This is a genomic window from Lacinutrix sp. 5H-3-7-4 (genome assembly GCF_000211855.2).
Lineage (GTDB): Bacteria > Bacteroidota > Bacteroidia > Flavobacteriales > Flavobacteriaceae > Lacinutrix.
Genome location: NC_015638.1, coordinates 3,090,014 through 3,116,816, shown reverse-complemented (window position 1 = coordinate 3,116,816; position 26,803 = coordinate 3,090,014). Strand labels below are relative to the sequence as shown.

At 30.3% G+C, this 26,803-nt stretch carries 24 protein-coding genes; 15 read left to right on the top strand and 9 right to left on the bottom strand.

What is annotated here, in order from left to right:
• Positions 1-9: 9 nt before the first annotated feature.
• Together LACAL_RS14060 and LACAL_RS14055 are read right to left on the bottom strand one after the other, a co-directional pair.
• Positions 10-1,221, bottom strand: a complete 1,212-nt coding sequence (locus LACAL_RS14060) for an ATP-binding protein (protein WP_013871426.1) — start codon at positions 1,219-1,221, stop codon at positions 10-12.
• 84 nt (positions 1,222-1,305) lie between these two features.
• Positions 1,306-1,965: an HAD family phosphatase gene (locus LACAL_RS14055; RefSeq protein ID WP_013871425.1), complete on the bottom strand. Its 660-nt coding sequence runs from the start codon at positions 1,963-1,965 to the stop codon at positions 1,306-1,308.
• 108 nt (positions 1,966-2,073) lie between these two features.
• Between LACAL_RS14055 and LACAL_RS14050 the strand changes: the two genes are divergently transcribed.
• The 13 genes from LACAL_RS14050 to LACAL_RS13990 all read left to right on the top strand — a co-directional run bounded on the left by LACAL_RS14050 (position 2,074) and on the right by LACAL_RS13990 (position 17,560).
• Complete coding sequence (locus LACAL_RS14050; RefSeq protein ID WP_013871424.1) at positions 2,074-2,706, top strand: Crp/Fnr family transcriptional regulator; 633 nt, start codon at positions 2,074-2,076, stop codon at positions 2,704-2,706.
• A 51-nt stretch (positions 2,707-2,757) separates the two neighbouring features.
• Positions 2,758-3,564, top strand: a complete 807-nt coding sequence (locus LACAL_RS14045) for a sulfite exporter TauE/SafE family protein (RefSeq protein ID WP_013871423.1) — start codon at positions 2,758-2,760, stop codon at positions 3,562-3,564.
• A 65-nt stretch (positions 3,565-3,629) separates the two neighbouring features.
• Complete coding sequence (locus tag LACAL_RS14040) at positions 3,630-5,045, top strand: rhodanese-like domain-containing protein (protein ID WP_013871422.1); 1,416 nt, start codon at positions 3,630-3,632, stop codon at positions 5,043-5,045.
• Between the two features lie 59 nt (positions 5,046-5,104).
• Positions 5,105-6,460, top strand: a complete 1,356-nt coding sequence (locus LACAL_RS14035) for a cytochrome ubiquinol oxidase subunit I (protein WP_013871421.1) — start codon at positions 5,105-5,107, stop codon at positions 6,458-6,460.
• Positions 6,461-6,472: 12 nt separating this feature from the next.
• The gene (gene cydB, locus LACAL_RS14030) at positions 6,473-7,510 is read left to right on the top strand and encodes a cytochrome d ubiquinol oxidase subunit II (RefSeq protein WP_013871420.1); all 1,038 of its coding nucleotides are present in this window, start codon (positions 6,473-6,475) and stop codon (positions 7,508-7,510) included.
• Between the two features lie 71 nt (positions 7,511-7,581).
• Positions 7,582-8,136, top strand: a complete 555-nt coding sequence (locus tag LACAL_RS14025; RefSeq protein ID WP_013871419.1) for a YeeE/YedE family protein — start codon at positions 7,582-7,584, stop codon at positions 8,134-8,136.
• Between the two features lie 73 nt (positions 8,137-8,209).
• Positions 8,210-8,626, top strand: coding sequence for a DUF6691 family protein (locus tag LACAL_RS14020; RefSeq protein WP_013871418.1), 417 nt, complete (start codon positions 8,210-8,212; stop codon positions 8,624-8,626).
• Between the two features lie 127 nt (positions 8,627-8,753).
• Positions 8,754-9,092: a DUF4870 domain-containing protein gene (locus LACAL_RS14015; RefSeq protein WP_013871417.1), complete on the top strand. Its 339-nt coding sequence runs from the start codon at positions 8,754-8,756 to the stop codon at positions 9,090-9,092.
• A gap of 132 nt (positions 9,093-9,224) precedes the next feature.
• Positions 9,225-12,128, top strand: a complete 2,904-nt coding sequence (locus tag LACAL_RS14010) for a histidine kinase (RefSeq protein WP_013871416.1) — start codon at positions 9,225-9,227, stop codon at positions 12,126-12,128.
• Between the two features lie 3 nt (positions 12,129-12,131).
• A complete protein-coding gene (locus LACAL_RS14005; protein ID WP_013871415.1) occupies positions 12,132-12,884 on the top strand; it encodes a LytTR family DNA-binding domain-containing protein in 753 nt (250 codons plus the stop codon).
• Between the two features lie 113 nt (positions 12,885-12,997).
• Positions 12,998-14,215, top strand: coding sequence for a hypothetical protein (locus LACAL_RS15120; RefSeq protein WP_013871414.1), 1,218 nt, complete (start codon positions 12,998-13,000; stop codon positions 14,213-14,215).
• Between the two features lie 187 nt (positions 14,216-14,402).
• Positions 14,403-16,937, top strand: coding sequence for a T9SS type A sorting domain-containing protein (locus LACAL_RS13995; protein ID WP_013871413.1), 2,535 nt, complete (start codon positions 14,403-14,405; stop codon positions 16,935-16,937).
• A gap of 65 nt (positions 16,938-17,002) precedes the next feature.
• Complete coding sequence (locus tag LACAL_RS13990; RefSeq protein WP_013871412.1) at positions 17,003-17,560, top strand: hypothetical protein; 558 nt, start codon at positions 17,003-17,005, stop codon at positions 17,558-17,560.
• Between the two features lie 60 nt (positions 17,561-17,620).
• On the opposite strand, the gene LACAL_RS13985 is transcribed toward LACAL_RS13990, so the two are convergent.
• The 6 genes from LACAL_RS13985 to LACAL_RS13960 form a co-directional block, all read right to left on the bottom strand.
• Positions 17,621-18,007, bottom strand: a complete 387-nt coding sequence (locus LACAL_RS13985) for a hypothetical protein (RefSeq protein WP_013871411.1) — start codon at positions 18,005-18,007, stop codon at positions 17,621-17,623.
• A 152-nt stretch (positions 18,008-18,159) separates the two neighbouring features.
• Complete coding sequence (gene dnaN / locus LACAL_RS13980; protein WP_013871410.1) at positions 18,160-19,278, bottom strand: DNA polymerase III subunit beta; 1,119 nt, start codon at positions 19,276-19,278, stop codon at positions 18,160-18,162.
• A gap of 124 nt (positions 19,279-19,402) precedes the next feature.
• Positions 19,403-21,802: a gliding motility-associated ABC transporter substrate-binding protein GldG gene (gldG, locus tag LACAL_RS13975; protein ID WP_013871409.1), complete on the bottom strand. Its 2,400-nt coding sequence runs from the start codon at positions 21,800-21,802 to the stop codon at positions 19,403-19,405.
• A 32-nt stretch (positions 21,803-21,834) separates the two neighbouring features.
• Positions 21,835-22,629 (bottom strand): SDR family oxidoreductase, encoded by a 795-nt coding sequence (locus LACAL_RS13970; protein ID WP_013871408.1) that lies wholly within the window; start codon positions 22,627-22,629, stop codon positions 21,835-21,837.
• Positions 22,630-22,633: 4 nt separating this feature from the next.
• A complete protein-coding gene (locus LACAL_RS13965; RefSeq protein ID WP_013871407.1) occupies positions 22,634-22,930 on the bottom strand; it encodes a putative quinol monooxygenase in 297 nt (98 codons plus the stop codon).
• Positions 22,931-22,953: 23 nt separating this feature from the next.
• Entirely contained in the window at positions 22,954-23,802 is an 849-nt protein-coding gene (locus tag LACAL_RS13960) for an S-adenosyl-l-methionine hydroxide adenosyltransferase family protein (RefSeq protein ID WP_013871406.1), read from the bottom strand.
• Positions 23,803-23,924: 122 nt separating this feature from the next.
• On the opposite strand from LACAL_RS13960, the gene LACAL_RS13955 reads away from it, so the two are divergent.
• A complete protein-coding gene (locus LACAL_RS13955) occupies positions 23,925-24,881 on the top strand; it encodes a PhoH family protein (RefSeq protein ID WP_013871405.1) in 957 nt (318 codons plus the stop codon).
• 76 nt (positions 24,882-24,957) lie between these two features.
• Positions 24,958-25,911, top strand: coding sequence for a phosphoribosylaminoimidazolesuccinocarboxamide synthase (locus tag LACAL_RS13950; protein WP_013871404.1), 954 nt, complete (start codon positions 24,958-24,960; stop codon positions 25,909-25,911).
• A 178-nt stretch (positions 25,912-26,089) separates the two neighbouring features.
• Here the strand turns inward: LACAL_RS13950 and LACAL_RS13945 are convergent, their stop codons facing one another.
• Positions 26,090-26,797, bottom strand: coding sequence for a haloacid dehalogenase type II (locus tag LACAL_RS13945; protein WP_013871403.1), 708 nt, complete (start codon positions 26,795-26,797; stop codon positions 26,090-26,092).
• Positions 26,798-26,803 lie beyond the last annotated feature (6 nt).

Genomic DNA, 26,803 nt, shown 5'->3' with positions numbered 1-26,803 from the left:
GCCTATAATTTACTTTTCAATATAAAACTTAAATATACTGCCTTTTCCAAGAGTAGAATTTAATGTAATACTTCCATTTTGACTTTCAACTAGTTTTTTAACAGAAGCAAGTCCCATACCTGTGCCTAAATTACCTTCGTTATCTTTATTTCCAAGAGTAACAAATAAATCAAACACAGTATTTAATTTATCCTCTGGAATACCACGACCATTATCTTTAACAGTAAAACTATAAAAATCGTCGTTTTCCTGAAAATCAATATTAACAATTGTAGTTTCTTTATCGCTATATTTTACAGCGTTAGTTAATAGATTAACCAAAATTTGTAAAACAGCTGGTTTATTAATAGTTATGTTACCAACATTTTGCGTGTAAATAAGCTCGACATTTTGTTTTGGAACTGCTATTTTTTTTGCCTTTAAAATTAAATCTTCAAACGGTATTACTTCTTTTTTTTGTGTAATTAATTCGTCATTTTTATAATATGCTAAAGTAGCATCAATATAATTTTTTAATTCAACCGAGGAGTCTTGAAGGTATTCTAAATACATTTTCGAGTCCTTAGTTAGTTTTCCTTTATTTTCTTCTTCCAGCAAACGTGTTAATGCTAAAATATTAGACAAAGGCGATTTTAAATCATGAGAAACTACACCAGCAAATTTATTAAGCTCGTCGTTTCGTTTTTCTAACTTATTTTTTATTTCGTTTAGTCTTTTGTTTCTAAGCCTGGTTTCTAGTAAGTTAACCACCTGTTTAGAAATTGTAACTAAAGCTTTTTTTTGTGCTTCGTCTAATTGGCGTGGTACGTGATCGTAAACACATAAAGTGCCTAATTTATATCCTTCGGGATTTATTAATGGTACTCCAGCATAAAATATTGCTTGATGTTTATCAACTAAAGGGTTATCGTGAAAACGCTCATCTTTTCTAGCATCTTCAACAATCATGATTTCATCACTGTTTATAGCATGACCACAAAACGAAACATTACGTGGCGTTTCGCTATGTGGAAATCCACAATTAGATTTTATGTAGTTTCGGTCATTATCTATAAAGGTAATTAACGAAATAGGTGTGTTTGTAATATAGCACATCAACTCCGTTAAACTATCGTAATTTTCTTCTTGAAAAGTATCTAAAATAGCGTAACTCTCAACAGCACGTTGTCTTTTTCTTTCATCTTTGGGTATTTGTGCTTCAATCATAATACTTGAGGTCATTAACGTATAAAAACCAATAAAACTCCGTTTAAATACTTATTTATTAGACTAAATACGTAAATTCTCCTTGCAAGGTTTCATTTTTTATTGAAAAAATGTCCCAATTTTTTCATAAAAAATTGATTTATAGTTGTTAATTATTAAGTTGGCCAAACTATAGTCTTGATTAGTAGAATGTTCACTTTTGTAAGCGACACAGTAAATACCTGCAGAGTGAGCAGCTTTTATACCATTTGTAGAATCTTCTATCACTAAGCAGTTTTGCTTTGGGAAACCTGCTAATGCTGCAGCTTTAATAAATATTTCGGGATGAGGTTTAGAAGCTTCTAAATCAGCACCGCTAATTTTTGCTTTAAAATATTGATCTAAATTAAACCTTGTAAATACATTATTAATAGTAAACATAGAAGCAGAAGATGCCAAAACTAAAGTTAAACCATTAGCGTGATAGTTTTTTATTAAATCTAAAACGCCATCAATTAATTTTAAACTAGGATCTGTATTAAACAAACCTTTAAAACAATCTCTTTTTGTTTGTACTAAATCTTCGGGATCACTATCAAGTTTATAAATATCACAAAGTTTTTTGCAAACATTTAATGTAGATTGTCCTGTAAAGGATTCGTATAATTCTATGGAAACCTCAATATTAAAAGCTTCAAACATTTTAAAATAAGCTTTTTTATGTAACGGTTCGGTGTCTACAATTACACCATCCATATCAAATAGTATCGCGTTTAGCATTTCTTTTACTTTTTGGCTAAATTAATGAACTTATTTGTGACATAAAAAAGCCACTAAACATAATAATTATGGAAATAGTGTTAGCTTTGAAATTATATAAAAGAGCATATGAAAGAGCAATTTTTAAAACAATACAACTACCTTTTTGAAGATGAATTATTACAAGAAATTAATAAAGTAGGAATTTTAAAAACTGTGTCAGAAGGTGATATGCTTATGGATATTGGTCAGGAACTTATGGCTATGCCACTTTTAATTAACGGCGCAATTAAAATTTTAAGAGAAGACGAAAATGGTAACGAACTAATTCTATATTTTATAGAACAAGGTGATACTTGTGCAATGACAATTAACTGTTGCATGGGTCAAGTAAAAAGCAAAATTAGAGCAGTTGCCGAAGTTGATACCCAACTAATTATGGTGCCAATAAAAAAAATGGGAGAATGGATGAGTAAATATCAAACATGGCAACATTTTATACTGCAAAGCTATCATGATAGAATGATGGAAATGTTTGAAACTATAGATAGTATTGCTTTTCTTAAAATGGACGAGCGTTTAATTAAGTTTTTAAGAGACAAAGCAAAAGTAAACCATAACGATATTATTAATACAACACATTTAGATATCGCAAACGATCTTCATACTTCAAGAGTCGTTATTTCTAGGCTATTAAAAAAATTAGAAAACAGTAATAAAATAGAGTTACAACGTAATTATATAAAAGTTTTAGACCTGTAACATAAGTTACATACAAAACACTTTTATAGGCATACTTTTGCTAAAAAAAGCATGCATAGTCTTGAAATTATTGGGTATTTAGGAGCACTGTTAATAGGTGTGTCTTTAGGATTAATTGGTGGTGGTGGTTCTATATTAGCAGTGCCAGTATTGGCATATTTGTTTAATATAAACGAAAAAACAGCAACAGCTTACTCCTTATTTGTTGTCGGTTTTAGTGCATTAGTAGGAGGTTTAAAACAACATTTAAAAGGTTATGTAGACTGGAAAACCGCAATTGTATTTGGAGTTCCTGCTATAATAGGAGTAACTACAATTAGATATTTTATAATACCTATTTTACCAAATACTTTATTCTTTTACAATAATATAACTTTTACAAGGCGTATGGCTATGTTTGGCTTGTTTGCTTTATTAATGTTTCCCGCAGGAATAGCTATGTTAAAAACAAGAAAAGAAGTAAACGTAAATAAAAAAGTAAAATACAATTATCCATTAATTTTAATCGAAGGTCTTTTTGTTGGTGCGCTAACAGGATTAATAGGTGCAGGTGGCGGCTTTTTAATTATTCCAGCTTTAGTGATATTAGCAAAAGTTAAAATGAAAGTTGCTATAGCAACATCACTAATAATAATTGCAGCAAAATCTCTATTAGGTTTCTTTTTAGGAGATGCAATAACAATGAATGTAAACTGGAGTTTTTTAATACTTTTTACAACAATATCATTAATAGGAATATTTTTAGGAAGCTACCTGAGTAATTTTGTTGATGGAAAAAAACTAAAAAAAGGATTTGGATACTTTATCTTTTTAATGGCAATATTTATTTTTTATATGGAGTTTTTTATTAGCTCATGAATGTAACTAAGGTTACCTTAATTTTAGTTTAAATGCCTTAATTTTGTATAACAAACATATAAGTCATGAAAATAGAACAAATATACACAGGATGTTTAGCACAAGGTGCTTATTATATAGAAAGTGAAGGCGAAGTTGCAATTATAGACCCTTTAAGAGAAGTAAAAGACTATATAGCAACAGCAAAAAAAAATGAAGCAGAAATTAAATATATTTTTGAAACACATTTTCATGCAGATTTTGTATCAGGTCACTTAACATTATCTAAAGCAACTGGAGCACCAATAGTTTATGGACCAACAGCAAACCCATCTTTTGATGCTATTATTGCTCAAGATGGACAAGTCTTTAAAATTGGAAACATTACAATTACAGCTTTGCATACTCCAGGTCACACCATGGAAAGTACAACATATTTATTAAAAGACGAAAAAGGAAAAGATCACGCCATATTTAGTGGTGATACATTATTTTTAGGAGATGTTGGTCGTCCAGATTTAGCCCAAAAAGCTGCAGATATGACAATGGAAGATCTTGCAGGAATGTCTTTTGAAAGTCTTCGTAATAAAATTATGCCACTAGCAGATGATGTTACAGTATATCCTGGACATGGTGCAGGTTCTGCATGTGGAAAAAACATGATGAAAGAAACTGTAGACACTTTAGGTAACCAAAAGAAAATGAATTATGCTTTACGTCAAGATATGACGAAAGAAGAATTTATAAATGAAGTAACCGATGGTTTAGCACCACCACCAAAATATTTTCCTTTAAACGTAAAACTTAATAAAGAAGGATATCAAGATATAGATACTATAATAGAAAAAGGTAGTAAAGCACTAACACCAGACGAATTTGAAACTGCAGCAAACGAAACCGAAGCTTTAATTCTAGATGTGAGGCATCAATCAGAGTATGTTAAAGGTCATATACCACGCTCTATTTTTATTGGTTTAAAAGGAGGATTTGCTCCTTGGGTTGGCGCTTTAATAGCAGATATTAATCAACCAATACTTTTAGTTGTAGATGAAGGCAGCGAAGAAGAAGCTATAACAAGATTATCTCGTGTAGGCTTTGATAATACATTAGGATATTTAAAAGGAAGTTTTAAAGCGTGGGAAGCTTCAGGTAAAGAAACCGATAGTTTAATTTCTATATCTGCCAATGAATTTAAATCAAGATTAGAAAAAAATAAAATCCCTGTTTTCGATGTTAGAAAAGAAGGTGAGTTTATTGCAGGTCATATAGAAAACGCAAATTTCACACCATTAGATAATTTAAACAACCACTTAGCAGAATTCCCGGAAAACGAACCATTTTATGTGCATTGTGCTGGTGGTTACCGTTCAGTTATTGCAGCTTCAATATTAAAAAGTAGAGGTATACATAACCTAGTAGATGTCGCAGGAGGAATGGGAGCAATTAAAAAAGCAGGAATACCAGTTTCAGATTTTGTTTGCCCAAGCACCTTAAAAAAATAATAAGCATTAATAAATACCAAAATAAAATTATAATAACAATGTAGCTAAAAAAATAAAATATGGATACCGAAATATTAGCAAGAATACAATTTGCATTTACAATAGCTTTCCATTACATATATCCACCGTTAAGTATAGGTATTGGTTTAATAATGGTAATTATGGAAGGTTTATATTTAAAAACGGGAAATAAACATTATGAAATATTAACTCGTTTTTGGCTTAAAATTTTTGCATTAACATTTGGTATAGGTGTAGCTACAGGAATAATAATGGAATTTGAGTTTGGTACCAATTGGGCTGTATACTCAAGATATGTAGGTGATATTTTTGGAAGTGCTTTGGCGGCAGAAGGTTTATTTGCCTTTGGTTTAGAAAGTGCTTTTTTAGGTGTTTTAGTATTTGGTTGGAATCGCGTCTCACCAAAAGTGCACTTTATTTCTACAATAGGTGTGTTTTTAGGGTCTATGTTTTCTGCAGTTTGGATTGTAGTAGCCAATAGTTGGCAACAAACTCCAGCAGGTTATAAAATTGTTGGTGAAGGATTTAATGCAAGAGCAGAAGTTACAGACTTTTGGGCAATGGTTTTTAATCCTTCAAGTGTAGATAGAATTATTCATGTCTGGCAAGGCGCTTTTCTTGCCGGAGCATTTTTAGTATTGAGTGTTCATGCATACTACCTTTTAAAAGGACGATATATAGAAATTTCAAAAAAAGCATTTAAAATTTCACTAGGTGTTGCAACTATTATTTCTCTTTCACAATTGGTGTCTGGACACAGCTCTGCAGATGGAGTTGCAGTAAATCAACCAGCAAAATTAGCAGCAATGGAAGGCCATTATAATAAGTCTGCTCCGGCAGATTTATACCTTTTTGGTTGGGTAGATAATGAAACACAAAATGTAACCGGTTTAGCATTACCAGGAGGACTTTCATTTTTAGTACATCAGGATTTTAATGCGCCAATTACAGGATTAAATGCATTTCCAGAAGAAGAAAGACCAGGTCAAGTTAATGCCGTTTTTCAGTTTTATCATATAATGGTTTCAATAGGTATATTTTTAATATTACTAACACTGTATGCTAGTTTTTTATGGTGGAAAGGAAAACTTTTTGATAAAAAATGGTTGCTAAAAATTTTCGCTTTTTCTGTACTATTGCCGCAAATAGCAAATCAAGTAGGTTGGTTTGCGGCAGAAATGGGAAGGCAACCATGGATTGTTTACGGACATTTAAAAACCAATGAAGGGTTTTCTCAAGAAGTGTCATCAAATCAAATTTTATTTTCATTGATTTTGTTTTTGGTAGTATATGCAATACTTTTTCTTCTGTTTATTTATTCATTAAACAAAAAAATAAAACATGGTCCTTATGATGAAGCTAAAAATCCTAACGAATTTTTAAAATACGTCTAAAATATAATAATTATGGAAACTATTTTTGGTCTGGATTATCCAACATTATGGTATTTAGTAGTAGGCTTATTATTCTCTGGTTATGCCATATTAGAAGGCTTTGATTATGGAGCCGGTGCTTGGCATTTATTTTTTAAAAAAGATTTAAGTAGACGTATAGCAATAAATGCTATTGGTCCACTATGGGATGCAAACCAGGTGTGGTTAATTATTGGTGGTGGCGCATTATTTGCAGGGTTTCCTGTTATGTATGCCACAATGTTATCTTCCATGTATGTTCCTTTTATGTTGTTTTTAATGTTACTGGTATTACGTTCTGCTTCTATAAAATTTAGAAGCGCAGAAGAGATGAAATGGTGGAGAAAAACATGGGATATAATTTATTTTACATCTAATACACTAATCTCTTTTTTATTAGGAGTAGTTTTAGCGAATATATTACAAGGCATAGAAATTCATGAAAACTTTGCTTACAAGGGTGGCGTATTTTTCTCTTTTTTAAATCCTTATGCTATTATAGTTGGTTTAACAACTTTATCTTTATTCATGATGCAAGGCGCCATATTTTTATTGCTTAAAACAGAAGGACGTTTGCATGCTAGATTAACTTTTTTATTAAAAAAAGGGATTATTTTTTTTATAAGTAGTTTTTCAATTACATCGCTATATACTTTAATATTTTTACCAGGAGTAGCAGATAAATTTAAAGAAAATCCTGTGTTTTTTATTTTACCAATTTTGGCTTTTTTATCTGTAGCAAATGTTCCAAGATTAACAACAAAAAAGAAATATACGAGAGCATTAATTTTTTCTTCGCTTACAATGGCTTTTTTATTAATGCTAGTAGCGTTTCAATTATATCCTGTTTTATTACCTTCAACAATAGATTCTAGTTTTGATGTAACAATTTATAATGCAGCGTCATCTCAAAAGTCATTAGGTATAATGTTAACTATAGTTGTAATTGGTGCACCGCTTTTAGCAGGTTATTTTTTGTTTCTATACAAAACATTTCATGGTACTGTTAAGTTAGACGATACTAGTTATTAAAATTCGATTGTGTTACAATTGTTACAAATAGTACATTTCTAAACGTTTATATTTGCATAAAAAATAATTTAATGGATTTAATATATAATACTTGGCCATGGTATGTGGCAGGTCCGCTTATAACCTTAACTATGTTTTTACTTTTAAAAACAGGTAAAAAATTTGGTATGTCTTCTAATTTAAGAACCATGTGTTCTATAGGTGGTGCAGGAAAATTTGTGGATTTTTTTAAATTCGATTGGAAAAAACAAACCTGGAATTTATATATCGTTTTGGGCGTAATTGTTGGCGGTTATATAGCTTTGCAATTTTTATCTCCTACAGCACCTCAAATTAATAATGATGTTGTTTTACAATTACAAGAATTAGGGATTACTAGTACAAATACTGCTTTTTTACCTTCAGAAATTTTTAGCACAGAGCATATGTTAACTGTTAAAGGTTTCTCTATTTTGTTAATAGGTGGTTTTTTAGTTGGCTTTGGTGCACGTTACGCTGGTGGCTGTACTTCTGGACATGCAATTTCTGGTATAAGTAATTTACAGTTACCATCTTTAATAGCTGTTATAGGTTTTTTTGTTGGAGGCTTAATAATGGTTCATTTAATATTTCCTTTAATTTTTTAACAAAACTAAACTTGTAAAAAGAGGTAGTTTATTAATTAGGTTTCAACAACCTAAAAGTTATAATATATAGCAAATGAAAAGTTTTTTATCGTTTTTTAGTATAGGTTTATTCTTAGGAATATTATTTATAAAGTCTGAAGTAGCCTCATGGTTTCGTATCTACGAAATGTTTCAGTTTAAAAGTTTCCACATGTATGGCATTATTGGATCTGCAATCGTGTTAGGTATTATAGTAGTAAAATATTTGAAATATAATCAATCAAAAGATTTTAGTGGTCATACTATTAACATTCCACCAAAAGAAAAAGGTGTAACGCGATATTTATTAGGAGGTATTCTTTTTGGATTAGGTTGGGCGCTAGCTGGTGCATGTCCAGGACCAATGTTTGTACTTCTAGGAAGTTTATTGCCTAGTATACTAGTGCTTATTTTAGGAGCGCTTTTAGGTACTTTTATATATGGTGTTTTAAGAAATAAATTACCACATTAATACATTTTGGTATTTTTCTATTTAAATTAATAAATTCTTTATAAAAAATGTAACAATTGTTATTGTTCTGCGTCATATAAGTATCAATCAATCAACTGGATTTTTTTCAGTATTAAATCAAAAAAAAATGCAAAACGATAGACAATTAGTTGTTATAACCCATTTAAGCCAATTACTTACAGTAATTACTGGCTTTGGAGGTTTAATAGTTCCTCTAATTATTTGGGCAACAAAAAAAGACGAAAATTACGAGATAGACAGTCATGGCAAGAAAATTATTAATTTTCAATTAAGCTTAATTGTAAACTGTATTATCTGTATACCTTTAATTTTATTATTTGGTTTAGGCATACTTGGCTTTATAATATTAGGACTTTTTTCTATAATATTTCCAATAATAAATGCAATAAAAGCTAGTAATGGAGAAAATCCATCTTATCCCTTATCTTATAATTTTGTTAGTTGAAAAAGTGATTATTAGATAAAGAAAAGCGCAACCTCTATAGGTTGCGTTTTTTGTTTAGAAAAAAAAGACAGACCTACAGAAAAAAATAAAACAGAATATGTGATTAAATATTAATTTTGTTTATCAGTCACTATGTCTCGTTTTATTATTTACATACTATTTTTAATAAACATTTGTTTGGTACAAGCGCAAAATCCTGTTTTTGTGCCTATGTCTAATGTTTCTAAACTTCCAGATGTTGAGTTTTATGATGTAATAGAAGACCAACAACACTACATTTGGTTAGCTGCAGACAAAGGTTTATACCGCTATAACGGAAAAAACTACAAACACTTTAGTCATCCTAAACAAAGAGGAAATTCTCTTTTTCAGTTAAAATTTGATGCTAAAAACCGACTTTGGTGCAACAATATTTACGGGCAATTATTTTATGTTGAAAACAGTAGCTTAAAGCTATTTTATGATGCTAGTAAATTGGTAAATGGACAATTAGCAAATTTTGAAATACTAGAAAACAGCATACGTTTATTTACCGTTATTGGCATTTTTGATATTGATAAAAGCACCAAAAAAGTTACCGAAGTGTTTAAAGGCATGTGTATTACTAATGCTAAAGATGGTAACAATAACTACACATTTGTAATCAATTTTGAAGGCGATTTAGAGCGTCATCGATTATACAAATTTGATAGTAATACAGATACAAAAATACTTGAAATCACAAGTAGTAATCGTATACAATCACCAAGAATTTTTGCCTTTAAAAACATTGTTTTTTTTACATATAAGAGTTCTAGTGGAAATCTTATTTATAGAATAGATAAAACCAAAAACACATCAAAAAAAGTAATAACACCTGCTAGATTAAAAAACGAAATTTTTTATAATGTTTTAAATATTGAAAATGAGTATTGGTTTTTAACCAGTTCTGGTGTGTTTGTTTATCGTTTTGAAAATGAAATTTTCACGTTTAAAGAACAACTTTTTAAAACAGAATCTATTACCGATGTTCAAGTAGATTTTAATAATAATTATTGGTTTACAACACTAGATAACGGCGTGTTTGTAGTTCCAAATCTTAATGTTAGACGTACAAGTTTAGAATTTATAGACGCTAAAATAACAGCGTCTTTAGCATTACAAAACAATCAATTTGTTTTAGGAACCAATGATGGTAAATTACTGTTTTACAATCACAATCAGCTAACAAAAACACTGCAATTACCAGGAAAAAAAATCATCGGAAAACTTTTTTTTGATGCGCAAAGCGAAAAACTTATAGTAAGTATTAATGCTTCAGAATCGTTTGTAGTTAATCTAAAAAATGATGAAATTTTAGACGTAAATAACCAATTTTCAGTTGCTAAAACATTTTCTAAAATAGATGTTAATACCTTGTTTTATGGTAATTATCGTCAAGGAATTGTATATAAAAATCCGTTTAATAATCCTAAACAACAAATTCTAAAAGAAAGTCGTGTAAAAGCTTCGGTGGTTTCTAATAATCATTTATTTGTATCGTATATCGATGGACTTTACAAATACAATACCCAAACATTTAATGCAGAAGAAATTACCTTCAATTCTAAAAGTTTACTGGTTAATACCCTAACTAAAACTAACGGAACAGTTTGGGTTGCAACCCAACACAATGGATTATTAAAATACGAAAACAATACGCTAAAACCTTCAGGAATAAAGCTTCCTGAAAATCTTCAAATTAATGCCATTTATGCCGATGGTTTAGTGTTATGGATTTCAACTGATGCTGGGTTATTTCAATATCATACAAAAACACATCAGCTTAAATCATTAAGTGCGCAAGATGGTTTAAATACAGCAGTTAATGATTTTTTAATTCTTCAAAATCAAATTATTGTAAACTTGCCTAAAGCATTTTATACTTTGCCAAAATCGGGTACCTTGTTCAAAGATTTAAAAACTGCTAAAGTTAGGGTAGAAGCTATAAAAATTAACGATCGTGATACTGTAGTTAAAAACAACTATAAATTACCTCATAATTATAATAAAATAGGACTAGCTTTTAATTCTAACGGATTTCAATCTAATCAACATGTTAATTACCAATATCGTGTAAAAGAAATTGATACAAGCTGGCAAAATTTACCTGTAAACACTCACTTTGTAAACTTTAATAGTTTGTCTAGTGGCACATATACTTTTGAGTTAAAAGCCCAAAATTTAAGTGCTAAACAAGCTGTTTTTGCTACACCAATAACCTTTATAATTGCTAAACCATTTTGGGAAACCTATTGGTTTTATGGTTTAGTTATAGCAACAATAATAGGTTTAGTTTGGTTATATTTTAGATGGCGATTACAACAAAAAGAAGTACAACGCATTGCAGAAATTGATAGAATTTTAACCGATAAAAAAATAACCAATTTAAGGTTAGAAAATTTACGTTCGCAAATGAATCCGCATTTTATATTTAATGCTTTAAATTCTATTCAAGATTATATCATTTCTAATGAAAAGGAATTGGCAAGCTCTTATTTAGTGAAGTTTAGCCGCTTAATTCGCATGTACTTAGACTATAGTCAGCAAAACGAAATTACTTTAGAAGAAGAATTAAATGCTTTAAAATTGTATTTAGAATTAGAAAAAGTGCGTTTTGAAGACGAATTGGAATATAAGATTACTATCGATAATCAGTTAAAAACAAAACAAATAAAAGTGCCGTCATTATTCATTCAGCCGTATGTTGAAAATGCTTTAAAACACGGATTGTTACACAAATTAAGTGACCGAAAATTACATATTAAAGCTAAAATTATTCAGCAAAATAAATTAGAAATTACAGTTAAAGATAACGGCATTGGTCGCGCACAATCCGAAAAATTAAAACGACCAAACCAACAGCACAAACCGTTTGCTACTAAAGCTAACGAAGAACGTGTGCATCTTTATAAAAACAAATTAAAGCGTGATATAGCCATAACTACCAACGATTTGTATGACGAAAACGACGTAGCTGCAGGTACAAAAGTGGTTATCACCATGCCAATACATTAAGATATGAAAGCGATAATTATAGACGACGAAAAACGCGCCAGACATTTACTATCAAACCTATTAACCGAACATTGCGCAAGTATTACTAGCATTGAAGAAGCGCAAGATTTAGCATCTGGTGTCGATTTAATAAAAACCAGTAAACCAAACGTTGTATTTTTAGATATTGAAATGCCTAATCAGTCTGGATTAGATATTTTAGAATACTTTCCAAACCAAATCGATTTTAAAATCATTTTCGTTACGGCATACAATCAATATGCGATTGAAGCTTTCAAACTGTCGGCTGTAGATTATCTGTTAAAACCAGTTGATACCAACGAGTTAAAAGAAGCAGTAACAAAAGCTGAAGAAGCGATAAAAGCCAACAATTTAAATGACCAATTAAATAAGTTACGCGATTCGTTAAAGCAACTTTCAATGGACAAAATTGCTTTAGAAATCCCAAAAGGCATCATGTTCGCATCGCATAATGATATTGTTTATTTTGAAGCCGATGGTATGTATACCAACGTACAACTTATGGATGGTAAACAAAAAACCATTTGCAAGCCATTAAAGCATTTTGTTGATCAATTAGAGCGTAACGCGATGTTTTTTAAATGTCATCGTTCGTATTTAATTAACTTAAAATATGTTGATGAATTAGTTAAGGATGATGGCGATTATTTATTAATGAATAACCAAAAACGCATCCCAATTTCAAAATCGAAACGCGATCAGTTTCTTGAAGTAATTAAGGAAACGTTTATGTGATTTATTTGAAGTTTTTGAAATTCCTTCAGAAAAAAAATCATCATTTTCAGAAAAAACCAAATTAAGAATAGTGGTTATGTGCTTTATTTTGAAGTCTATTAAACACAATTCTTATGAAAAAAATAGTTCTATTATTCGTTTTGGCATTATGCTATAACGTCTCTCATGCTCAATTTGGTAAAATGCTAAAAAAGAAAGCCAAAGCAGCAGTAGAGAAGAAGTTAGATAAAAAAGAAACGAGCAGTACATCTTCAAAATCTGAAAACGCTTCAGGAATGGTTGGCAATTCTTCAACTGAAAATTCATCAAAAACAGAATATACCGATGAAGAATTTAAAGCAGAATTAGCCAAAAAATATCCAAACGACCAGGCAAAGCAAGATTTATACTATCAAAAATATCTTGAAAAAAAGCAACAAGAAGCAGACGCTAATAAGCCAAAATCTGAAAATTCAGTAAGTGATGAGTTTTTATACATGTCGTATCCATTTGCAATGACAAAAGGCATGAGCGCAGTTGGTGTTGATCGTGTAAAATTAAGACGCCAAATGACAGACATGGGCGATAATGTAGATTTATTGCCTGCACAAGATCCAGATTATGCATGGTTACGCTTTTTAACAACACCAGAACTAGTAGCCATGTCACCAGAAGGTTATGTTGGTTATGAGTTGGTTTCAGGAATGTTTACAACCAAAGTTGGAGCAGACCGATCGCAAACTTTAGAGTTTGGTACAGGCATGCCAATTTTAGTAAGAGGAATGTTAATTGCAGACGATGTTTTTGTTATTTATGCTGCATCGCACCAAGGCGGACACGCATTTAACGTACCATCATATATGCACGAAAAAGATATTACTATTTTAAACGTTATTGGTAAAGGCGAACAACAATTTCATGTAGAGTGGTTAGAAAAAGCAAAACCAATTGTAAAAGAATTTGAAGCCACGTTAAAAGCAAATTATGATGCAGCTGCAAAATCAACTATGGATGCTATAAAAATGCCAAAAGTAGGTAGCATGAATAGTAATACATCATTAGTGAGTTTTGCTAAAGAAAATGTATCTAAAACCATTGCAAAAGATGGTGCAAAACTTCTAAAGTTAAATATAGAATCTAACGACTGGAGTATTGTAAAAAACAAATACACAGGTCGTATTTTATACCGTTGGATAAAAGGTGCATTCACAGAAAAAAATAAAAATAACGATTGCTATTTACAAGGATTTTTAATCAAGCAACAGTACAATGGTAGCGGCTATGGTAGCTCACAATTTGGTGGTGTTATTCACGGTCAAATGCCTTACGGACAAAAAATGAATTGCGAATAATTAAAAATGCGCTAATAACCCATAGTTTTTTAAGTCTGCTTATTTAAGCAGGCTTTTTTTATAATATTTAGTGTAAAAATAATCTTTATAAATCATTCAGAAAGAAATTAGAGCTATTCAGAAAAAAGCAAATTGAAAACCTTCAAAAGTGCAGTTATTTTGTTGTTGAATATTAATCTCAATTACAATGAAAAAAACTTTACTCTTATTTTCTTTTTTAATAGCGACTGCATGGTGTAGCATACATGCACAAATAAACATTCCCGATGCTAATTTTAAAGCGTATCTTGTTGGAGATCCAGCTATTAATACAAATGGTGACTCTGAAATATCAGTTGCTGAAGCACAAGCTTTTTCAGGTGAATTATTAATTAATGGTTTGTCAATTTCAGATTTAACAGGAATAGAAGAATTTATAAACATTACACGATTAGATTGTTACAATAATAATTTAACGTCTTTAGATGTAGGTAATAACCTAGCATTAACACGTTTACACTGTGCTGCTAATCAAATTGAAACCTTGGATATTAGCGCAAATACATCAATTACAGATATACAATGTCATAACAATGGTGTGTTATATGAATTAAACATTGCCAACGGTAATAACAGCAACTTTAGCTATATGAAAGCCTATGGAAATAGTTTATCATGCATTCAAAAAGATGCTGGTTTTACGCCGCCTGCAGATGCCGGAATATACAGCCAAGGTTGGACCAAAGGTAATACGGCAGTTTATGGCGACGATTGTGCTGCGTTAAACCAAACTGTAAACATTCCAGATGCCAATTTTAAAAGTTTTTTAGTAAACGATAGTAGTATCAATTTAAATAATGATACTGAAATTACAATGGCTGAAGCACAAGCTACTACCGAGTTAATTATGAACGGTATTGGTATTGCAGATTTAACAGGTATAGAAGCCTTTATAAATTTAACACGTTTAGATGTTCCTAATAATAGCTTAACTACTATAGACGTGAGTAATAACTTATCATTAACACGTTTGCATGCTGGTTTCAATAACTTAACAAGTTTAGATATACGTTTAAATACAAATGTTGATGAATTGTTTTGTCATGAAAATAGTTTATTAGATACCTTATTAATCTCTAACGGAAATAATAGCAATTTCATCTATATGAAAGCTTATAATAATCCAAGTTTAAATTGTATTCAGGTAGATGCAGGCTTTTCACCACCAGCAAACACTGGTCTGTATAATGTAGGTTGGACTAAAGATGGTCAAGCAAGTTATAGCGAAAATTGTATTCCTTCAGTGTATTATGTAGATGCAAATGCAACAGGCGCCAACGATGGAAGTTCATGGACAGATGCTTTTACAAACGTAACGGACGCTTTAGCACTTACCAATTTAAATGATGCTGTTTGGGTAGCAAAAGGAACCTATACATTAGCAGATAAAAACACACCAATAGCCGTTAGTACAAACGAAGTAGATATTATTGGAGGTTTTGCAGGAACCGAAACGACTCTAGCTGATAGAGTTTTAACAGCTATTCATACTACAAATGCTACTATTTTTACAGGTGATATTAATGGTGATGATATTGATGGTGATTTCTCATCGAACAAAACAGATAATGCAGAACGATTATTTGAATTAAGAACAAGCAACGTCACTTTTGATGGTATTATTTTTGAAAACATTTACGATACTTCACAATCTGGTGGAGTAGAGGAAAACGGTGTGATATTTATACCAAATAATTTAAATGCTAATAACTTAAAAATTAAAAATTCGGTATTTAGAAATAACTATTCTAATGGGTATTTACTAAAAATTAGAAAGTTTAATCAAGGATTACTAATTGAAAACACCAAGTTTATAAATAACACCATTGTTAATATGGGATTGGTTCTCTTAGTCTCTGATAGTACAAACGGTTATATTTTTACACGTTGGGCAAATGTCTTGGTAGCAGATAACGATATAAATATTACAGCCTTAGATATTTACAGAGAAGATTGGAATAACGGAAGCACATTAGATGTTGTAATTAATAATAGTACGTTTGTTAATAACGATTATAATGGTACTTATGGCAATTCTATAACGGCATCAGGTAATGGAAGTGTAAACCTTAATATTAATAATACTATTTTTTGGCAGAATACTGTTAATGGTACAGCAGCCACTAGAGATATTTCTAATGGGTTAGACGAGCATTACGATGTGTTTATTAGAAATGCTATTGCAAATGTTCCGTCAAACGCTGGAACTTATGGAACGTTTTCAACGACTAACCTAACCACTTTAGATCCAGCAACAGATAATTTAAATTTAGACGCAGAATACAAACCAACATCAGCTTCAAATTATATTGTTGATCAAGGAGATAACGCTTACTACGATGAAGCTTTATTTGGCGATTTAGATTTAGCGGGTATTACAAGAATTTTTAACACTACGATAGATTTAGGAGCTTACGAGTACAATTCTACATTAAGTGTTGATGCTATTTCTTTAAATACAAATTCAATAAAATTATATCCTAATCCAGTAAATGATAGATTGTTTATAAAATCGGATAACAGAATAGACTCAATAACAATTTATAATGTAAATGGACAAATAATTAAACAAAAAGAAGCATTTTCTAACGGATTAGACGTGTCTGCTTTAAATGCAGGTTTATATTTTATAAATATTAAATCTGATAACGGAGAGAGCATTAAAAAGTTTATTAAAAACTAATACGTATTAATTAAAAAAGCACCTTGCTTATAAGGTGCTTTTCAACTTTTAAAAAATAAAAAAAAATGAAAACATTAAAAATTTTATACTTAAGTCTATTAGTAATCGTTTTTGCATCTTGTTCATCAGATGATGATAATAACTCAAATGAAAACAATACTACAATAACAAATAAAATAACTGTAGGCGATTCAGATTTTGAAATGAGTACAGCAATTGTTGAACCTACATTAAATAATTCGATATTTTTAAGCTTAACAAATAAAATACAAGCAGAAATTGAAGCATCTTATAGCGGTACTATACTTAACAATGTAGATTACTTTACGGCTAGAATAAACCATTCAGATTTGACATCTAATGTCACTTATGATTTAACTGAAATATCAAATTTAGAATTTATTGTAGATGGTGACGTTATAAATTCTGAATACGAAAATGGTTTTAGTCAATTTTATAAAAGTGGTAGTGATGAGAATTTAGAGGTTACCCAAGGTAGTATTACGGTTACTAATTATTCTACAGATAATTTAACTTTAAGTTTTAACTTTTTAAGACATGATGGTACCGAAATTTCAGGAAGTTATAATGGTATACTTTTACCTTTAGATGATCAAGAATAAATAATATTTAAAGAAAAAAGGGCAACCATTTGGTTGCCCTTTTTTTATAATAATTTGTAATTATTGTTTTATAAAATGATGGTTTGATATGTTAGCTAGAATAACAGTACCATTATCTATAAACTCAACAGAACTTGTAATTTCTGTATCATCACTTAAAGTAATGTATAGCATATTGTTATTAACATGCCACGTTAATTCATTAGCACTAGAAATTATACCTTCATCTGTAATACGTAAATCTGTAATAAGACCACTACCATTATCGTTAGATAATGTTATTTTATATTCAACATTAGGATCAATAAGGTGATCTGCTCTTAGCCATTCTCCAACCAACGCAGTTTCTGTTGCAGATTTAGTTTCTGTTAAATCATCATCACTATTACAAGACCATTGTGTCAAGCAAATAAGAACAATTAGTGTTAGTTTAGCTATAAATTTCATATCTGTTTCTAAAATAATTTTATTAAAATGTAAAATTATCTATTTAATAAATGGTAATTATATTATAAATGTACAGTTTTATTTTTATTTTGATTAAAAAAAAAGCAATTCACGGATGAATTGCTTTTTTTATAGTTAAAAAGGTGTTTTTTTTAACTGTTTAACATTACTGGCATTACTAACATAGTAACATATTCTCCTTCATCTAGACCATCAATTGGTGTTAAAATTCCTGCTCTATTAGGCATGCTCATTTCTAATTGTACATCTGTAGCATTTAAGTTGTTAAGCATCTCTGTTAAAAAACGAGAGTTAAAACCTATTTGCATATCGTCTCCTTGATAATCACAAGTTAAACGTTCTTCAGCTTTGTTAGAGTAATCTATATCTTCTGCAGAAATATTTAATTCTGCACCAGCAATTTTTAAGCGTATTTGGTGTGTAGTTTTATTAGAAAAAATACTAACACGTTTTACAGAATTTAAAAATTGTGTTCTGTCTATACTTAATTTATTAGGGTTTTCTTTTGGTATTACAGCTTCGTAATTTGGATATTTACCATCAATTAAACGACAAATTAAAATTGTGTTTTCAAAAGTAAATTTAGCATTAGAGTCATTATACTCTATAGTTACATCTTGGTCACTAGAAGATAAAATACCTTTTAATAACGTTAATGGTTTTTTAGGCATAATAAATTCTGCAACTTGAGAAGCAGAAACATCTTCACGAGTGTATTTTACTAGTTTGTGCGCATCTGTAGCTACAAAAGTTAAGTTATCTGTAGAGAATTGAAAAAACACACCACTCATTACTGGTCTTAAATCATCGTTACCAGCAGCAAAAATTGTTTTACTAATTGCTGTTGCTAATATATCTCCAGAAATTGTTGTAGCACTTGGATCTTCAAGAGATACAGCTTTTGGAAATTCTGCACCATCTGCATAAGCTAAAGCATATTTACCATGGTTTGAGCTAATTTCTACCGTATTGTTTTCTTCTACTGTAAAAGTTAATGGCTGCTCTGGAAATGTTTTTAAAGTATCTAATAATAATCTAGCAGGAATTGCTACACTACCTTTACTATCACTTTCTATATCTAATGTTGAAGACATAGTGGTTTCTAAATCACTAGCCGAAACTGTAAGCGCATTGTTATCAATATCGAAAAGAAAATTATCTAAAATAGGTAAGGTGTTTGAGTTGTTTATTACACCTCCTAAAACTTGTAGTTGCTTAAGTAAATAAGTACTTGATACTATAAACTTCATATATGAAATGGTCGTTAAATTCTATAAAATTGATTATTACAAATATATTGTTTAACTGTTTAAAACTGAAACAAACTTATTAACAAGTTTTTTCTTAAGAAACGGTATGTTTCGTCATTATTTTTTAAGATTTTTTAGCGTATTTACGTTTTCTTATAAAATTAAATATTAAGCCAAACACTGCTAATATCAATAATGGCAATAGAATATTAACCAGTTGCCATTTGGTTTTTTGTTTTGCAATTTTTGCATGATCTAAAAAGGCAACTTTAACTTCTTTGCTGCGAATGTTTATAAGTCCATCGTCATCTAATAGATAATTAACAGCATTGAGTAAAAATTCTTTGTTTCCGTAGGTTTCTTTTGTCCATTTATCGAAGCCTAAAGTTGTTGGTCTTCCTTTGTCTAAATCGTTTTTAATAACGTCTCCATCTGCAATAACAATCATTTTTGTATTGCTACTTTTTGTTTTGTCGTTTTCAAGTGTAATTGGTTTAACACGATTGTTGTAAACCGATGTAAATTCACCTTCTAATAACACTGCAAGATTTTGCCTGTCTTTAGTAAATAACTCTTGAGCAGGTTCTTTAAGTGCAAAACCTAAACTAATTTCTTTAGGCGTACCTTCTAAACGGCTTGGTTTGTCACTTTTTAAAAGAATAGTCTTTTTAATAGCGTTTTTAAGTGTGTCTATTTGGTTTGCAAAATCAAACTTTACAAAGTTTATGTTATTTACAATTGGGTGATTAACGTCACTAAGTGCTAATGGAGAATATGGCCAACGAAAATGCTGTAATTTTAAGCTTTCGTCTTGTCCTGTTTCTAGAGTAATACGCCCAATATTTTGACTTTTTACACTAGTTAGTAAAGGGTTTACCCTAACACCATATTTAAAAAAGAAATCGGTTAAATTTAAATCTCTTGGTACCGCTATATTTTTTCCTTCAGGATTAAATAAACTGTCTTTTTCCATGATAATTTTATCTACTAGCCAAAGGCTTTTACCACCATTCATGGTGTATTGGTCTAGTACATATTTTTCGGCTTCTGTAAACGCTTCAGTAGGTTTAGCAGCAATAACTAAATCGTAACTATTTAAAGATTTTGATGTTTTTTGTGCATTAGTAGCAACACTATCTAAAGTAAATGGTGCGATGTAATAATACTGCCCTAATGTTTTTAAAAAGTCGGCAATTTTAAGATCTGGCAATTCATTATTTCCTTTTAAAATGGCAATTTTTCTACGTTTTGGGTTTACCAATTTGCTTAAACCATCTGCAAAGGCGTATTCTAAATGTTGTACAGAGTTAGTAACTAATTCTTGCTGGTTGGCATTTACTTTATATTTTACTAACGGGATGTCTATGGTGTGATTATCGTAACTAGCCAATGCCCATGGAATAATAACACGTTGTGATTGCTGCCCGTTTTCTTGTACGCTAAGTTGCATTGGTTTTAAACCACGTTCACTTAATTGTGCTATATTTTGGTCACGAGTAGCTTCATCTTCAATTGGATTTATAAAACTAAATTTTATATTACTGTTATAAGCCGAAAATTCTTCAAGTAACTGCCTTGTTTCAGTTTGAAGTCTTCTAAATTCCGAAGGAAAATCGTCACCTTCTAAAAATACATCAATAACAATTGGTCTGTTTACATCTTTTATAACATTTAATGATGCTTCGTTTAAAGTGTAACGTTTATCTGATGTTAAATCGAATCTGCCATAAAATCTTGAACTAATAAATATGTTTATTAGCAGAAGTGCTAGTGGTAATAATAAAAGGTTGAATTTGTTAATGGTTTTTGCACCTTCTAGATTAATTCGTTTTACCGTTAAAAACACAAAAAAGATTGTAATACTTAAAAAATATAATATATCTCGCGTATCTAAAACACCGCGACTCATACTTTTAAAGTGAGAAGCCATGCCTAATTGTTCAATAAATGTACTGTTTAAAAACTCTGAAAGCCCTTCAAAACCAACATAAAATAAAAAGCATAGAAATACAGCAATAATAAATGCTACAATTTGATTGTCGCTTAATGTTGAAGAAAATATGCCAATGGCGGTATATGCAGCAACTAAAAAAAGTAATCCAAAATACGAGCCTAATGTACTACCAACATCTAAATTACCAACAGGTTTCCCTAATTGGTTAACGGTATAAACATAGAGTAGAGTAGGAATAAGCGCTAAAATAATTAGTAAAAATGCGCCAAAGTATTTACCTAGTACAATTTGTAAATGTGAAATAGGTTTGGTTAATAAAAGCTCTAAAGTTCCTTGTTTTTTCTCATCGCTAAAACTTCGCATAGTAACCGCCGGAATAAGAAAAACTAAAATCCATGGTGTTAATAAAAAGAATGATGATAAATCTGCAAAACCGTAATCTAACACATTAAATTCACCTTTAAACAGCCATAAAAATAAGCCGTTTAGTAATAGAAAAATGGCTATTACCAAATAACCAATTGGAGAAGCGAAAAATGAGTTTATTTCTTTTTTTAAAAGTGCGAACATTATTTACTTTATGTTATATTTTGAGTAACCTTTTAGGTTACGCTTAATTTTCTAATCATTTTAGAGAGCAATTTAGGAAAAAAACGTTTGGTAAAAACACCAAGTTTTTCCTTAAAACCTGCAATGTAAACTTCTTGCTTTTTATTGTAAATAGCTTTAGCCATTACTTTTGCAAATTGCTCTGGTTTTATACCATTTTTAGTGGCTATATCCATGGTTTTTTGAGCAGTACCATTTCCTGTTAATGCATTTATGGAAACATTAGTTTTAACAAATCCTGGACAAACTATTGTAACCTGAATATTATCACTAAATACTTCTGCTCTTAAACTATCAAAAAAGCCATGTAATGCATGTTTACTTGCTGCATAACTAGAGCGAAAAGGTGTACCAATTTTACCAACAATACTTGTAGTTACTACAAACTGTCCTGCTTGTCTTGCAATAAAATGTGGTAATATAGCTTTAGTAAGTGCAACGGTGCCTAAATAGTTAATATTTATAATGCGTTTATCAACTTCAAATGTAGTGTTTTTGGCTAGTGATCTTTGACTTACTCCACCATTGTTAACCAAAATATCTATATGACCAAAACTATTAATTGCAGTTTCTGTTTTTTGCTTAAAAGTGACTGTGTTTTCTAAGTCTAGCGGTATTATTATAACTAAGTCTGGATTTTTGCATTGCGCTTTAACAAGTTTTAAATCGTTTTCGTTTCTTGAAGATAAAATAAGTTTGGCATTATATTGAGATAACACCATAGCAAGGTGTTTTCCAATGCCAGAAGATGCTCCTGTAATCCAAATAATTTTATCTTTAAAAGTCATTTAATTACGTTAAACTCGTTAATTTATCTACACTCCAAGCTTCAGGTTTAGCATTAAACATTGGTTTTGTTTGCGCCCAAACGCCTTTAAATAATTTAGAGTGGCGATAGTTGTTTAAATCGGTTTCTGTATTCCAATAAGAATACGTAAAAAAAATATTTGTATTGTGTTTGTCTCTATAAAGTTCTAAAAACTGGCAACCTTCAAAATTGCGAATTTTCTGTTTTACAGTTTCAAAATTACTTAGAAATTGTTCTATATGTTCTTCAGCAAAACTCATTTTTACAATTCTTACAAACATTATATATTTTTTATTTTTAAAGTTTAAAAGGCTCTATTTTCTTTAAAGAAATTTATTGTTATTGTGTCTCTTAGTTTTAATCCCATTAAAGAACTTGCTCCGCCAACATTACCAGTATTACCTTTGTAAATAGCAATTTCTAAATAATTAGAGGAGTTAAACACTACTAAACCACGGCCTTCGTCGTTTCTTGATTCTTCAGGCGTATTAAAGTTTATAATATCGCTGTATTTGGTGTATATTTTTTTAAACTTATGGTTTCTAGCAGAAATCTCGTAAGTTCTGTTTTTACAAATTGTATCAAAAAATGTTTTTTTAATATTTGTAACTACATTACCGTAATTATCTACATAAATAATACTACCAATAATTTGTGTTTTTTCTTCGTTAATGTAAGGTTCTAGGTTTTTTATAGGTTTTATTTTATCTATACTTTTACCTATAACTCCTAAAGTGCCGCCACGTGCAATATGGCAAGCGACTTTTACAAAAACATCTAATACTGGGAAACTGGTTTCTATTTTATCGTGAATATTAATTTCTACAATTTGCTTAGGTGAAATTTCGGCACAAATCATACTCATAATACCATTGTTTGCACAAACAAAATAATGCCCATTTAATTCTATGGCAATATGTTTGTTTTCTTGGTTGATTTCAGAGTCTATTCCAATAATATGTATGGTTCCTTCTGGAAAGCTACTATATGCATTTTGAATAATATAAGCAGCCTCAGGTATATTAAAAGGTGAAATAGAATGTGAGATATCAACAATCTTTACATCGGGCATTTCAGTATAAATAGCGCCTTTTATCGCACCAGCAAAGTGATCTTTCTCACCAAAGTCTGTTGTTAATGTGATAATAGCCATTTAGTAATTGTTGATATTTATTTTGATTAAAGTGAATAAAAGTTGTGTAACTTCCTTAAGTTTATAACACAAAACAAAACTAAGAAATTAGAATAGAAATTCTTAATTAAATCTATGCGCTTTTGAACGAAATAATTATTCAACTTGAAGAAATCAATCCAAAAGAATTTTTTGGAGCTGGAAACGAAAACATTAAGCTTTTAAAAAAGCACTTTCCAAAATTAAAAATTGTTGCCAGAGGTAACGAAATTAAAGCTTACGGAGAAGAAGATCTTTTAGAGGAGTTTGATAGAAGGCTCAACATGTTATTCAAGCATTTTGCTAAATATAATAAGTTAGACGAAAACTCTATAGAACGTGTTTTATTTAGCCAAAGTAGTGATGATTACACTACAAGTGCTAAAAGTGGTGAAACTATTGTACATGGAGTTAATGGTAAATTAATAAAAGCACAAACTGCAAACCAACGTAAGTTAGTAGAATTAATGCGTAAAAATGATATGGTTTTTGCCATTGGTCCTGCGGGAACTGGAAAAACATATACAGGTGTTGCTTTAGCTGTACAAGCTTTAAAAAACAAAGAAGTAAAACGTATTATATTAACACGTCCGGCAGTAGAAGCAGGAGAGAATTTAGGTTTTTTACCAGGAGATTTAAAAGAAAAATTAGATCCTTATATGCAGCCTTTATACGATGCGTTACGCGATATGATTGCTCCCGAAAAACTTGCACAATATATAGAAAATGGTACTATACAAATTGCACCTTTAGCTTTTATGCGTGGTAGAACATTAGATAATGCATTTGTAATTTTAGACGAAGGGCAAAATACCACACACGCACAAATGAAAATGTTTTTAACACGTATGGGAAAAAACGCAAAGTTTTTACTAACAGGAGATCCAGGACAAATAGATTTACCACGCCGTACAATTTCTGGTTTAAAAGAAGCACTATTAGTACTAAAAGATATTGATGGTATTGGTATGGTTTTTCTAGATGATAAAGATGTTATTAGACATAAACTGGTTAAAAAAGTTATTGCAGCCTATAAAAAAATTGAAAATATTGATGCTTAAACTATAAGCGATATTAGTAAGTAATTTATAATTTTGTCAATTATACAAACAACACAACTAAAACCAACTATAAAAAGTGGCGAAAAGCAATACAATTACAGATACAAATTACAATTTTCCAGGACAAAAAAACGTGTATAAAGGAAAAGTAAGAGCAGTTTATAATATAAATGATGAAGAATTAGTAATGATTGCAACCGATAGGCTTAGTGCTTTTGATGTTGTGATGCCTAAAGGAATTCCTTACAAAGGACAAATTCTTAATCAAATTGCTACAAGCATGATGAAAGCCACAGAGGATTTGGTGCCAAATTGGTTAACAGCAACACCAGATCCAAATGTAGCAGTAGGTCATTTATGTGAGCCTTTTAAAGTAGAAATGGTTATTCGTGGTTACCTTTCTGGTCATGCAGCACGTGAGTATAAAGCAGGAAAACGTATGCTTTGCGGTGTACCCATGCCAGATGGTATGAAGGAAAATGATAAATTTCCAGAGCCTATTATTACTCCTGCAACTAAAGCAGAAATGGGAGATCATGACGAAGATATATCGAGAGAAGATATACTTAAAAAAGGCATAGTATCTAAAGAAGATTATAGTGTTTTAGAAGATTATACGCGTAAATTATTTCAACGAGGAACTGAAATAGCAGCTTCTAGAGGTTTAATTTTAGTAGATACCAAGTACGAATTTGGAAAAACTAAAGAAGGAAAAATTGTTTTAATAGACGAAATACATACACCAGATTCTTCACGTTATTTTTATACTGAAGGTTATCAAGAACGTCAAGATAATAACGAAACCCAAAAACAATTATCTAAAGAGTTTGTAAGACAATGGTTAATTGCAAATAATTTTCAAGGTTTAGAAGGGCAAACTGTACCAGAAATGAGTGATGAATATATTGAAACAGTTTCTGAACGTTATATAGAATTATACGAAAACATTATGGGAGAACCTTTTATAAAAGCCGATGTGTCTAACATACAAGCACGTATTGAAGCAAATGTTTTAGACTACTTAAAATAAGCATATTTCTACTATTTAAAATAAAAAAGAAGAACTTGCGTTTGCAAGCTCTTTTTTTTATCTGTTTTTTAAATTTTAAGATAATCACTTTCTAAATCTAATAAAGGAGTATATGTATTACTATTTAAACCTAATAGTTTAGCAAAAGCAGATTTAGCTTTAAACTATAAACAAAATATTACTTATAAGTCACTAAAATATCTACTACTTTTTGTAAGTCACTTTCGTTAATTTCAGTTTCTGGCGCTAAAGGAAATTGTTGTTGTCCAGGTCTGCTTATAAAAGCCGCACGCCAGCCAGCCCAAAGTGCTCCAGCAACATCCCAACCATGTGCAGCAATAAGCATACAATCCTCTGGTTGTATGTTCATTTTGTGTGATGCCCAATTATAAACATCTGTAAAAGGTTTAAATTTTCCAACCGACTCTATACTTAATAAATTGTCAAAATATTGGGTTAAACCTGCATTTTCAATTTTAGTTTTTAAACTTTCATTGTTAGAATTGGTTAAAGCCACAAGTGTAAAACCTTCGTTTTTTAAATTATTTAAAGCATTTTTTACTTCAGGATGTGGTGGCAAATTTTGTAAACCTTTAAGCACAATATTTCTTGCTTTTTCTTCAGAAATAAAAACATTATTGTTTGCAGCAACCATTTGTAAAGCTGCAGCACCAATGTGTCCAAAAGGTTTATATTGTTTACTTGCAGAAACTACTAATGAATATTGTAAAAGTGTAGTAAACCATAAAGACAACAAATGGTCTTGATTATTTAAAACGGCTTTAACTTCCTTTTTTAATGGCTTTAAATCTAAAAGTGTTTCGTTTACATCAAAGAATACTACTTTAGGTTTTATAAAATTTATAGTTTTAATAGTAGTACTCATGCGTTT

Excerpts from the sequence above, each read along its gene's own strand:
- LACAL_RS14010 (WP_013871416.1), top strand. The coding sequence starts at position 9,225 with ATGTCTCGTTTTATTATTTACATACTATTTTTAATAAACATTTGTTTG.
- LACAL_RS13995 (WP_013871413.1), top strand. The coding sequence starts at position 14,403 with ATGAAAAAAACTTTACTCTTATTTTCTTTTTTAATAGCGACTGCATGG.
- LACAL_RS14045 (WP_013871423.1), top strand. The coding sequence starts at position 2,758 with ATGCATAGTCTTGAAATTATTGGGTATTTAGGAGCACTGTTAATAGGT.
- cydB (WP_013871420.1), top strand. The coding sequence starts at position 6,473 with ATGGAAACTATTTTTGGTCTGGATTATCCAACATTATGGTATTTAGTA.
- LACAL_RS14025 (WP_013871419.1), top strand. The coding sequence starts at position 7,582 with ATGGATTTAATATATAATACTTGGCCATGGTATGTGGCAGGTCCGCTT.
- LACAL_RS14020 (WP_013871418.1), top strand. The coding sequence starts at position 8,210 with ATGAAAAGTTTTTTATCGTTTTTTAGTATAGGTTTATTCTTAGGAATA.
- LACAL_RS13970 (WP_013871408.1), bottom strand. The coding sequence starts at position 22,629 with ATGACTTTTAAAGATAAAATTATTTGGATTACAGGAGCATCTTCTGGC.
- gldG (WP_013871409.1), bottom strand. The coding sequence starts at position 21,802 with ATGTTCGCACTTTTAAAAAAAGAAATAAACTCATTTTTCGCTTCTCCA.
- LACAL_RS14005 (WP_013871415.1), top strand. The coding sequence starts at position 12,132 with ATGAAAGCGATAATTATAGACGACGAAAAACGCGCCAGACATTTACTA.
- LACAL_RS15120 (WP_013871414.1), top strand. The coding sequence starts at position 12,998 with ATGAAAAAAATAGTTCTATTATTCGTTTTGGCATTATGCTATAACGTC.
- LACAL_RS13965 (WP_013871407.1), bottom strand. The coding sequence starts at position 22,930 with ATGTTTGTAAGAATTGTAAAAATGAGTTTTGCTGAAGAACATATAGAA.
- LACAL_RS14040 (WP_013871422.1), top strand. The coding sequence starts at position 3,630 with ATGAAAATAGAACAAATATACACAGGATGTTTAGCACAAGGTGCTTAT.
- LACAL_RS14015 (WP_013871417.1), top strand. The coding sequence starts at position 8,754 with ATGCAAAACGATAGACAATTAGTTGTTATAACCCATTTAAGCCAATTA.
- LACAL_RS13990 (WP_013871412.1), top strand. The coding sequence starts at position 17,003 with ATGAAAACATTAAAAATTTTATACTTAAGTCTATTAGTAATCGTTTTT.
- LACAL_RS14050 (WP_013871424.1), top strand. The coding sequence starts at position 2,074 with ATGAAAGAGCAATTTTTAAAACAATACAACTACCTTTTTGAAGATGAA.
- LACAL_RS13945 (WP_013871403.1), bottom strand. The coding sequence starts at position 26,797 with ATGAGTACTACTATTAAAACTATAAATTTTATAAAACCTAAAGTAGTA.
- LACAL_RS14035 (WP_013871421.1), top strand. The coding sequence starts at position 5,105 with ATGGATACCGAAATATTAGCAAGAATACAATTTGCATTTACAATAGCT.
- LACAL_RS14060 (WP_013871426.1), bottom strand. The coding sequence starts at position 1,221 with ATGACCTCAAGTATTATGATTGAAGCACAAATACCCAAAGATGAAAGA.
- LACAL_RS13985 (WP_013871411.1), bottom strand. The coding sequence starts at position 18,007 with ATGAAATTTATAGCTAAACTAACACTAATTGTTCTTATTTGCTTGACA.
- LACAL_RS13960 (WP_013871406.1), bottom strand. The coding sequence starts at position 23,802 with ATGGCTATTATCACATTAACAACAGACTTTGGTGAGAAAGATCACTTT.
- LACAL_RS14055 (WP_013871425.1), bottom strand. The coding sequence starts at position 1,965 with ATGCTAAACGCGATACTATTTGATATGGATGGTGTAATTGTAGACACC.
- dnaN (WP_013871410.1), bottom strand. The coding sequence starts at position 19,278 with ATGAAGTTTATAGTATCAAGTACTTATTTACTTAAGCAACTACAAGTT.